Annotated in this window: 21 protein-coding genes; all 21 read left to right on the forward strand. The window is 65.3% G+C overall.

The window, feature by feature from the left end:
- Window positions 1-128 (forward strand): elongation factor Tu (gene tuf, locus M3498_14675; GenBank protein ID MDQ3460523.1); only part of this gene is annotated, 128 nt, incomplete at its 5' end.
- Window positions 129-452 carry a 30S ribosomal protein S10 gene (gene rpsJ / locus M3498_14680; protein MDQ3460524.1) on the forward strand — a complete coding sequence of 108 codons (324 nt, stop codon included), beginning with the start codon at window positions 129-131 and terminating at the stop codon, window positions 450-452. It begins immediately after the preceding gene.
- A 3-nt stretch (window positions 453-455) separates the two neighbouring features.
- Window positions 456-1,091, forward strand: a complete 636-nt coding sequence (gene rplC, locus M3498_14685) for a 50S ribosomal protein L3 (GenBank protein MDQ3460525.1) — start codon at window positions 456-458, stop codon at window positions 1,089-1,091.
- A complete protein-coding gene (gene rplD, locus M3498_14690) occupies window positions 1,091-1,783 on the forward strand; it encodes a 50S ribosomal protein L4 (GenBank protein MDQ3460526.1) in 693 nt (230 codons plus the stop codon). The genes rplC and rplD overlap by 1 nt, the downstream gene beginning before the upstream one ends.
- Window positions 1,780-2,067, forward strand: coding sequence for a 50S ribosomal protein L23 (rplW, locus tag M3498_14695; GenBank protein ID MDQ3460527.1), 288 nt, complete (start codon window positions 1,780-1,782; stop codon window positions 2,065-2,067). Before rplD ends, rplW begins: the two co-directional genes overlap by 4 nt.
- A gap of 11 nt (window positions 2,068-2,078) precedes the next feature.
- The gene (gene rplB, locus M3498_14700; GenBank protein ID MDQ3460528.1) at window positions 2,079-2,912 is read left to right on the forward strand and encodes a 50S ribosomal protein L2; all 834 of its coding nucleotides are present in this window, start codon (window positions 2,079-2,081) and stop codon (window positions 2,910-2,912) included.
- The gene (gene rpsS, locus M3498_14705; protein ID MDQ3460529.1) at window positions 2,912-3,181 is read left to right on the forward strand and encodes a 30S ribosomal protein S19; all 270 of its coding nucleotides are present in this window, start codon (window positions 2,912-2,914) and stop codon (window positions 3,179-3,181) included. Before rplB ends, rpsS begins: the two co-directional genes overlap by 1 nt.
- Complete coding sequence (gene rplV, locus M3498_14710; GenBank protein ID MDQ3460530.1) at window positions 3,181-3,519, forward strand: 50S ribosomal protein L22; 339 nt, start codon at window positions 3,181-3,183, stop codon at window positions 3,517-3,519. The genes rpsS and rplV overlap by 1 nt, the downstream gene beginning before the upstream one ends.
- The gene (rpsC, locus tag M3498_14715) at window positions 3,512-4,309 is read left to right on the forward strand and encodes a 30S ribosomal protein S3 (GenBank protein ID MDQ3460531.1); all 798 of its coding nucleotides are present in this window, start codon (window positions 3,512-3,514) and stop codon (window positions 4,307-4,309) included. Before rplV ends, rpsC begins: the two co-directional genes overlap by 8 nt.
- On the forward strand, window positions 4,309-4,734 hold the full coding sequence (rplP, locus tag M3498_14720; protein ID MDQ3460532.1) for a 50S ribosomal protein L16: 426 nt from the start codon (window positions 4,309-4,311) through the stop codon (window positions 4,732-4,734). The genes rpsC and rplP overlap by 1 nt, the downstream gene beginning before the upstream one ends.
- Complete coding sequence (gene rpmC / locus M3498_14725; GenBank protein MDQ3460533.1) at window positions 4,721-4,954, forward strand: 50S ribosomal protein L29; 234 nt, start codon at window positions 4,721-4,723, stop codon at window positions 4,952-4,954. The genes rplP and rpmC overlap by 14 nt, the downstream gene beginning before the upstream one ends.
- Window positions 4,951-5,196 (forward strand): 30S ribosomal protein S17, encoded by a 246-nt coding sequence (gene rpsQ, locus M3498_14730; protein MDQ3460534.1) that lies wholly within the window; start codon window positions 4,951-4,953, stop codon window positions 5,194-5,196. The genes rpmC and rpsQ overlap by 4 nt, the downstream gene beginning before the upstream one ends.
- Window positions 5,196-5,564 carry a 50S ribosomal protein L14 gene (gene rplN, locus M3498_14735; protein MDQ3460535.1) on the forward strand — a complete coding sequence of 123 codons (369 nt, stop codon included), beginning with the start codon at window positions 5,196-5,198 and terminating at the stop codon, window positions 5,562-5,564. Before rpsQ ends, rplN begins: the two co-directional genes overlap by 1 nt.
- 71 nt (window positions 5,565-5,635) lie before the next feature.
- Window positions 5,636-5,950, forward strand: a complete 315-nt coding sequence (gene rplX, locus M3498_14740; protein MDQ3460536.1) for a 50S ribosomal protein L24 — start codon at window positions 5,636-5,638, stop codon at window positions 5,948-5,950.
- Between the two features lie 14 nt (window positions 5,951-5,964).
- A complete protein-coding gene (gene rplE / locus M3498_14745; protein MDQ3460537.1) occupies window positions 5,965-6,507 on the forward strand; it encodes a 50S ribosomal protein L5 in 543 nt (180 codons plus the stop codon).
- Between the two features lie 6 nt (window positions 6,508-6,513).
- Window positions 6,514-6,699 (forward strand): type Z 30S ribosomal protein S14, encoded by a 186-nt coding sequence (locus M3498_14750; GenBank protein ID MDQ3460538.1) that lies wholly within the window; start codon window positions 6,514-6,516, stop codon window positions 6,697-6,699.
- 135 nt (window positions 6,700-6,834) lie between these two features.
- On the forward strand, window positions 6,835-7,230 hold the full coding sequence (gene rpsH / locus M3498_14755) for a 30S ribosomal protein S8 (protein ID MDQ3460539.1): 396 nt from the start codon (window positions 6,835-6,837) through the stop codon (window positions 7,228-7,230).
- Window positions 7,230-7,769, forward strand: coding sequence for a 50S ribosomal protein L6 (gene rplF, locus M3498_14760; protein MDQ3460540.1), 540 nt, complete (start codon window positions 7,230-7,232; stop codon window positions 7,767-7,769). Before rpsH ends, rplF begins: the two co-directional genes overlap by 1 nt.
- A 13-nt stretch (window positions 7,770-7,782) precedes the next feature.
- A complete protein-coding gene (rplR, locus tag M3498_14765) occupies window positions 7,783-8,130 on the forward strand; it encodes a 50S ribosomal protein L18 (protein MDQ3460541.1) in 348 nt (115 codons plus the stop codon).
- On the forward strand, window positions 8,130-8,603 hold the full coding sequence (gene rpsE, locus M3498_14770; protein MDQ3460542.1) for a 30S ribosomal protein S5: 474 nt from the start codon (window positions 8,130-8,132) through the stop codon (window positions 8,601-8,603). Before rplR ends, rpsE begins: the two co-directional genes overlap by 1 nt.
- Window positions 8,604-8,677: 74 nt before the next feature.
- Complete coding sequence (gene rpmD / locus M3498_14775; GenBank protein MDQ3460543.1) at window positions 8,678-8,860, forward strand: 50S ribosomal protein L30; 183 nt, start codon at window positions 8,678-8,680, stop codon at window positions 8,858-8,860.
- The last annotated feature ends 46 nt before the right edge of the window (window positions 8,861-8,906 follow it).

The raw sequence follows: 8,906 nt of genomic DNA on the forward strand, positions 1-8,906 counted from the left end.
CTGGCGACAACGTGGAGTTGGACGTGGAGCTGATCAAGCCCATCGCCATGGAAGAGGGGCTGCGCTTCGCCATTCGTGAGGGTGGCCGCACCGTGGGAGCAGGCGTCGTCAGCGCCGTGACCAAGTAGATGGCCGCCTCTCCCCTCATCCGCATCAAGCTGAAGGGCTTCGATCACCGCAGCCTCGACCAGTCGGCCAGCAAGATCGTCGAGACGGTCAGGCGCACGGGCGCCAAGGTGGCCGGCCCGGTGCCGCTGCCCACGCGCATCCGTCGCTTTTGCGTATTGCGCAGCCCCTTCGTCAACAAGGACTCGCGCGAGCACTTCGAGATCCGCACCCATAACCGCCTGATCGACATCAAGGCGCCGACGAAGAGCACCATCGACAGCCTCATGCACCTAGACCTCCCCACGGGGGTCGACATCGAGATCAAAACGGTCGGAGGACGGTAAAGAGTGAAAGGTATTCTCGGCACCAAGGTGGGGATGACCCAGATCTGGCAGGGCGACAGGCTCGTGCCCGTGACCGTCGTTCTGGCCGGTCCCTGCCCGGTGGTGCAGCGTAAAACAACCGATACGGACGGCTACAACGCCACCCAACTCGGCTGGGCCGAAAAGCGTGAAAAGTCCGCCAACAAACCCGAAAAGGGCCACGCCAAAAAGGCCGGCGTCCCCGTCCAGCGTCACCTCGTCGAGTTCCGCGACTACGCGCCCGAAGAGGACGCCGTCACGGTCGAAATCTTCGCGCCCGGCCAGAAGGTCGACGTGACCGGCACCTCCAAGGGCCGCGGCACCGCCGGCGTCATGAAGCGCTGGAACTTTCGCGGCATGAGCGCCAGCCACGGCGTCAAGAAAAAGCATCGCCACCCCGGCTCGATCGGCCAGCGCAAGAGCCCCGGCCGCGTCTACAAGGGCAAGCGCATGGCCGGCCACTACGGCGCCGAGCGCGTGACCACCCTCGGCTTGGAGCTCCTGGAGGTCCGCCCCGACGACAACCTGCTGCTCATCAAAGGCGCCGTCCCCGGCCCCAGCGGTTCGGTCGTCGTCGTCAAAGATTCGACGAGAAAAGATTCCACGAGAGGGGTGAAATGATGCCCGTCACCCTCGATGTCATCGGCGCTGACCGCCAGGTCACCCTGGACCTGCCCGAGCCCAAGGCCAGCGTCCTTCACGAGGTCGTCAACTGGCAGCTCGCCAAGCGCCGCCGCGGCACCGCCGCGACCAAGACGCGCGGCATGGTCTCCGGGACTACCGCCAAGATGTATCCGCAAAAGGGCACCGGCCGCGCCCGCCACGGCTCCTACAAGGCGCCCATCTTCGTGGGCGGCGGTATCGCCTTTGGCCCCCGTCCGCGCGACTACGGCTACAGCCTGCCCAAGCGCGTCCGCCAGCTCGGCCTGGCCATGGCCGTCAGCGCCCGCGCCCAGGACGGCAAGATGGCCCTGGTCGACTCCTTTAGTATCGGCGGCAAGACCAAGGAGTTCGTCGCCTGGGCCCATGACCACGGCTTCGACGGCAAAGAGCGCGTCCTTCTCGTCACCGACGACGAGATGGCCAGGCGCGCGGCCCGCAATCTGCCCTGGGTCGGCGTCTTGCCCCGCGTCGGCCTGAACGCCTACGACATCTTGCGCTACGACCGCCTGGTCGTCGACGCGGCCATGTTCGAAAACGGTCAGGTCGACGAAGAGGAGCAGGTCGAGGCGCCCACCCTTAGTCCCGCCAACGACGGCTTGAACGACGGCTTGAACGACGGCTTGAATACTAGCGGGGAGCTCCGCTCATGACCGCCCATGAAGTGATTCTCGGCCCGGTCCTTAGCGAAAAGGCCGTCACCTCCATAGCGGACAGCAAGTACGCCTTCTACGTCCACCCCACCGCCAACCGCACCCAGATCAAGGAAGCGGTCGAGACCGTCTTCGGCGTCGACGTGACGAAGATCAACGTCCAGGTCAAAGAGGGCAAGGTCAAGTCGATGGGCCGCTACAGCGGCCGCCGGCCGGGCCGCAAAAAGGCCATCGTCACGCTGAAGCCCGGGCAACGCATCCAGCAGCTCGACGGCCTCACCTAAGGGAGGGCATGATGCCGACCAAGAAATACCGTCCCTATACCCCCTCCCGCCGCTTCATGACCACCTCGGACTTTGCCGAAGTGACTAAGGGCACGCCTGAAAAGTCGCTGACAGGGCCCATCAAGAAGACCGGCGGCAGGAACAACCGCGGCCGCACCACCAGCCGCTTTCGCGGCGGCGGCCACAAGCGCCGCTACCGGATCATCGACTTTCGCCGCCGCGACAAGGAGACCATCCCGGCCAAGGTGGCGACCGTCGAATACGACCCCAACCGCAGCGCCCGCATCGCGCTTCTCAACTACGCCGACGGCGAAAAGCGCTACGTGCTGGCGCCGCAAGGCATTGCCGTCGGTCAGCGGGTCATGGCCGGTCCCGAGGCCGAGCCCGTCACCGGCAACGCCCTGCCGCTGCGCTTTATTCCCGTCGGTACGGTCGTGCACAACATCGAGCTCGTTCCCGGCAAGGGCGCGCAGCTCGCGCGCAGCGCCGGCACCAGCGTGCAGATCCAGGGCCGCGACGGCAACTACGTGACGCTCCGCCTGCCGTCTGGTGAACTGCGCCGCGTCCACGGCGAGTGCTACGCCACCGTGGGCACGGTCGGCAACGCCGAGCACAAGAACGTCGTCCTCGGCAAGGCCGGCCGCAAGCGCTGGATGGGCCGCAAGCCGCACCAGCGCGGCAGCGCCATGAACCCGGTCGATCACCCGCTCGGCGGCGGCGAGGGCCGCAGCCCGCGCGGCCGCCAGCCCGTGAGCCCCTGGGGCCAGCTGGCCAAGGGCTTAAAAACCCGCACCAAGCGCAAGACCAGCTCGAAGTTCATCGTTCGTCGCCGGAAGGAGAAATAATGGCACGCAGCCTCAAAAAAGGCCCTTTCATAGACGGGCACCTGCTCGACAAAATAGACGCGGCCAATGACAAGAGCGACCGCAAGGTTATTCGCACCTGGAGCCGCCGCTCGACCGTGGTGCCGGAGATGGTCGGCCACACCATCGGCGTCTACAACGGCAAGCAGCACGTTCCCGTCTTCGTCCAGGAGAACATGGTGGGCCACAAGCTCGGCGAGTTCGCGCCGACGCGGACCTTCCGCGGCCACAGCGGCGACAGGAAAAAGTGATGGAAGCCAAGGCTCACCTCAAAATGCTCCGCGTCACCCCGCGCAAGACCCGGCTGGTGGCCGATTTGATTCGCGGCAAGGACGTCAAACAGGCCGAAGACATCTTGCGCTTCACCCCCAAGGGTTCGGCCCAGCCGATCCTCAAGCTGTTGAGAAGCGCCAGGGCCAACGCGGTCAACAACCACGACATGTTCGAGGACGCCCTCGTCGTCTCGAGGATCTTCGTCGACGAGGGCCCGGTCTTGAAGCGCTACCTGCCCAGGGCGAGAGGCCGCGCCGACACCCTGCGCAAGCGCACCAGCCACATCACGATCATTTTGGAGGAAAAACGTGGGTAACAAGGTCAACCCCGTTGGCTTCCGGCTGGGCGTCAACAAGATTCCCTCCGCCCGCTGGTACGCCAACAAGAAAAACTACGGCAAGCTCTTAGAGGAGGACCGCGCCATCCGCGAGGCGGTCGAGCGGCAGCTCAAGGGCGCCGGCATCGCTCGCATCGACATCGAGCGCGCTGCGCACAACATCAACGTGACCATCCACGCGGCCAAGCCCGGTGTGGTCATCGGCCGCGGCGGCGAGTCGATCAAGGCGCTCCGCGTCCTGCTCGACGGCCTGGTCGACGGCACCGTGTCGGTCAACGTTCAGGAGGTGCCCAACGCCAACACCAACGCCATCCTGATCGCGCAGCGCATCGCCGAGCAGCTCGAGCGCCGTTTCGCCTTCCGGCGCGCCATGAAACAAGCCGTGCAGCGCACCATGGAGTCGGGCGCGCGCGGCGTCAAGGTCCGCTGCAGCGGCCGCTTAGGCGGCACCGAGCAGGCTAGGCCCGAGTGGTACGCCGAGGGCCGGGTGCCCCTGCAGACGCTCCGCGCCGACATCGACTACGGCACCGCCGAGGCCAAGACCACCTACGGCATCATCGGCGTCAAGGCCTGGGTCTTTCACGGCGAGATCGTCGGCGACAAGTCGCGCCGCGCCGCCGTCCTGCCCCGGCCGCGGGCCGACGAGGACAAGAGCAAGCGCCGCCGCCGCCCCCAGGCCCGCCGCCGTCCGGGTGAGCGCGACGACCGTGGCGACCGTGGGGACCGTGGTGGTGGCCGTGGCCGCCCCGACAGAGGGGAGCGCAAGTAATGCTCCTGCCCAAACGCGTCAAGTACCGCAAGCAGATGCGCGGGCGCATGACCGGCGCCACCAAGGGCGGCGACTATATGGCCTTTGGCGACTACGGCTTGGTGGCCATGGAGCCCGCCTGGATCAAGTCGAACCAGATCGAGGCCTGCCGGATCACCATGAGCCGCTACTTCAAGCGCGGCGGCAAGATCTATATCCGCGTCTTCCCCGACAAGCCCGTCACCAAAAAGCCCGCCGAAACCCGCATGGGTAAGGGCAAGGGCGCGGTCGAGTACTGGGTCGCCGTGGTCAAGCCCGGCCGGGTGATGTTCGAGGTCGCCAACGTCACCGAGGAGCAGGCCAAGGAGGCCTTTAGGCTGGCCGCCCACAAGCTGCCTATCAAGACCAAGATGGTCACGCGCGAGGTCTACGATGAAGCCCAATGAGGTTCGCAATCTGACCCAGGACGAGATCGAGGTCGAGGTCGCCAAGCGCCGTCAGGAACTCCTCGACCTGCGCTTTCAGGCGGCGGTCGGCCAGGTTAGCAACCCCAGAAGGATCCGCGCCGCCAAGCGTGAGATCGCCCGCTTGCTGACCATTGCCACTGAACGCGCCACTGAACGCGCCAGCGAGCGCTCGAGCGCTCGCGCAGGAGAAAAACGATGAGAAAAACGATGCAGGGCCAGGTGGTCAGCAGCGGGGCGGACAAGACCGTGACGGTCAACGTCGAGCGCCGCTTCAAGCACCCCCTCTACGGCAAGGTCGTCACGGTGTCCAAAAAGTACCTGGCCCACGACGAAGAGAACACCTACGGCGTCGGCGACACGGTGGAGATCACCTCGCGCCGCCCCATCAGCAAGCGCAAGCACTTCGCGGTGACCAAGCTCATCGAGAAGGCGAGAGCGTAATGATCCAGCAAGAAACCTTTTTGGAGGTCGCCGACAACTCGGGCGCGCGGCGCATCCAGTGCATCCGCGTCTTGGGTACCGGCACGCAGTTCGTGGGCGGCGTCGGCGACATCATCGTGGCGGCCGTCAAAGACGCCATTCCCCGCGCCGGCGTCAAGAAGGGCGACGTGGTCAAGGCCGTTATCGTCCGCACCAAGAAGGAGATCAACCGCAGTGATGGCTCGTCGATCCGTTTCGACAACAACGCCGCGGTGATAATCAACAACCAAAACGAGCCGCGCGGCACCCGGGTCTTCGGCCCCGTCGCCCGCGAGCTCCGCGAGAAGCGCTTTATGCGCATCGTCTCGCTGGCCCCGGAGGTGCTGTGATGCCGGCTAGGACAACCGCCAAGACGAGCGCCAAGACGAGCGCCAAGAAGACAAGCGGCAACCGGATCAAGATGAAGCTCAAGAAGGGCGACAGAGTGCGGGTCATGACCGGCAAGCACCGCGGCGCCGAGGGCAAGGTAGTCGAGGTGGACGCCGCCAAGAACCGGGTAACGATCGAGAACGTCAACGTGGTCAAAAAGGCCCAGAAGCCCACCCAGCAAAACCCCAAGGGCGGCTTCAGCGAGCGCGAGGCCTCGGTCCACGCCAGCAACGTGCGCCTTTTGGACCCGCAGACGAACGCGCCGAGCCGCGTCGCCTATAAGAGGCTCGACAACGGCCGCAAGGTCCGCGTGAGCGTCAAGAGCGGCGCGCAGCTAGAAAGCTAAGGTGATTCGTGCAGATTAGAGAACCGCTCAGGCAGAAGTACCTGGATGAGATCGCCCCGGAGCTGCAAAAGCGCCACGACTACGGCAACGTCATGGCCATTCCGCGCCTCGAGAAGATCGTCATCAACATGGGCATCGGCGAAGCTAAGGAGGACTCCAAGGTGATCGAGCAGGCCAGCAAGGAGCTCGCCCGCATCGCCTTGCAGCGCCCCGTGGTCACCAAGTCGAAAAAGTCGGTGTCGAACTTCAAGCTCCGCGCCGGCATGCCCATCGGCATCAAGGTGACGCTCCGCGGCGAGCGCATGTGGGCCTTTTTGGACAAGCTGGTCAACGTGGCCCTGCCGAGGGTGCGCGACTTCCGCGGCGTAAATCCCAATTCCTTCGACGGCCGCGGCAACTATAGCCTGGGCCTCAAGGAGCAGCTTGTCTTTCCCGAAATAGGTTACGACGAGATCAGCGCCCTGCGCGGCATGGATGTCGTCATCGTCAGCACCGCCAAGAGCGACGAAGAGGCCAGGAGCCTGCTAGAGCTCCTCGGCATGCCCTTCAGAAAGTAGAGGATCATGGCGACCACCGCACAGATCGAAAAGGCCAAGCGCAAACCCAAATTCTCGAGCCGCCAGATCAACCGCTGCTCACGCTGCGGCCGTTCGCGCTCCTTTTTGCGCGACTTCGCCCTCTGCCGCATCTGCATGCGCGAGATGGCGCACAAGGGTTACCTGCCCGGCGTCAGGAAGGCGAGCTGGTAAGAAGCCAGCAGAAACCTGCTGTTTCCTGACTGTGAATGCCAGCCAGCACCGACCACAAGCCTGCCCAGAGAAGCGATACTGCAAGGGCGAAGGTCGCGGCGCTTGCCGCGATACCGGCCCTGAAAGGACAGATAAATGTATACAGATACCGTGGCAGACATGCTCACCCGGATTCGCAACGGCGCCGCCATCGGCATGCTGAGCGTCGACATCCCGGCCAGCAAATTCAAGAAGGCCTTGGCGGACATCCTCGTTCGCGAGGGCTACTTGGGCTCGGTCCAGGAGATCGCGGCGGGCCCTCAGGGCGTCCTCCGCGTTGGGCTCAAGTACGGCCCGCGGCGCAAGTCGGTCATCAACTACATCGGCCGCGTCTCCAAACCCGGCCGCCGCGCCTACGCCAAGGCCAAGGTGGTGCCGGTGGTGCGCGGCGGTCTGGGCGTCGCCATCGTCTCGACCTCGAACGGCCTGATGGTCGACCGCGACGCCCGGCGCCAGAACGTCGGCGGCGAAGTCGTCTGCGAGGTGTGGTGATGTCGCGCATCGGTAAAAGCCCCATCCCCCTGCCCACCGGCGTCGACATCACCATCACCAGGGGGGAGGTCGCGGTCAAGGGCTCCAAGGGCCAACTGACCGTGCCGGTGAGCCCCAGACTGACCGTGAGGCAAGAAGAGGGCGAGATCAAAGTCGAGCGCCCCAGCGACAACCGCTTGGACCGCGCCCAGCACGGCCTGGCCCGTTCACTCGTCGCCAATGCCGTCACCGGCGTGACCGAGGGCTTTTCCAAGGGGCTCGAGATCCAGGGCGTCGGCTACCGCGTGGCGCTGAGGGGGCAGAACCTGGAGCTCAGCCTGGGCTTTTCGCACCCCGTGGTGATCACCCCGCCCGAAGGCGTCTCTTTCACCGTGCCCGAGCCTACCCGCATCGTCATCTCGGGTATCGACAAGCAGCTCGTCGGCCAGGTGGCCGCCAACATCCGCAAGATCCGTCCCCCCGACTCCTACCACGGCAAGGGCGTCCGCTACGCCGGCGAACAGATCCGCCTCAAGCCCGGCAAGGCCGCGGCACGCTAAGGTTTGGTGATTTATGAGAGAGAGCATGACCCAAGAACGCCGCAAGCTGCGCACCAGGCGCCGGCTCAAGCGGCCCGTCGAGACCGACCGGCTGCGGCTGACGGTGTTTCGCAGCAGCCGCCACATCTACGCGCAGGTCATCGACTCCAAAAGGGGCCACACCGTCGCCGAGGCCAACTCCAAGAGCCTGGGCGCCGAGGGCAAGAAGGTCGAGCAGGCCGCCGAAGTCGGCAAGCTGCTGGCGCAGCGCGCCAGTGAGGCCGGGGTCAAGCGCGTCTACTTCGACCGTGGCTCGTTTCGTTTCCACGGCCGCGTCAAGGCCCTCGCCGAGGGCGCCCGCGAAGGGGGCTTGGAGTTCTAATGGCAGACAGTGACTTTGAAGAAAAGGTAATCTTTATCCGCCGCACCGCCAAAACCTATAAGGGCGGCCGCCGCTTCCGCTTCGGCGCCATGGTGGCGGTCGGCGACCGCAACGGCCGCGTGGGCCTGGGCCTGGGCAAGGCCAAAGAGGTGCCCAACGCCGTCACCAAGGCGCAGAACATCGCCCGGCGCAACCTCATCGAGGTGCCTATAGAAGAGCCCGGCACCATCCCCCACGAGGTCTTGGGCAGACACGGCTCGAGCGAAGTGATGCTCAAACCCGCAGGCGCCGGCACCGGCGTCATCGCCGGCAGCGTACCGCGCGCCATCGTCGAGCTGGCGGGTCTGCGCAACCTGCTCACCAAGGAGCTCGGCTCGCGCAACCAGACCAACGTGGCCTACGCGGTCATGGAAGGTCTCAGGCAACTGAAGACCTTCGAGGACGCCCAGCGCGAACGGGAGGTGGCCCGGTGAGCGAAGCGACCACTGAAGCGACTACCGAAGCGGCAAGGGAAGCAACGACAGGGGCCGCCACAGGGGCCGCCACGGTGAAGGTCACCCTGGTGCGGAGCCTGATCGGCGTCAAGAAGGACCAGCGCGCTACCGTGCGCGCGCTGGGGCTCAAGAAGACAGGAGACTCCCGCGACGTCAAGGACACTCCGGACGTCCGCGGCATGATCCACAAGGTCTCCTACCTCCTCACGGTCGAAAGCTCGCAAGGACGGAGTTAAGCGCATGAAACTGAACGACCTAAGGCCCGCCAAGGGCGCCAAGAAG

It is taken from the genome of Deinococcota bacterium (assembly GCA_030858465.1).
Taxonomy (GTDB): Bacteria; Deinococcota; Deinococci; order Deinococcales; family Trueperaceae; genus JALZLY01.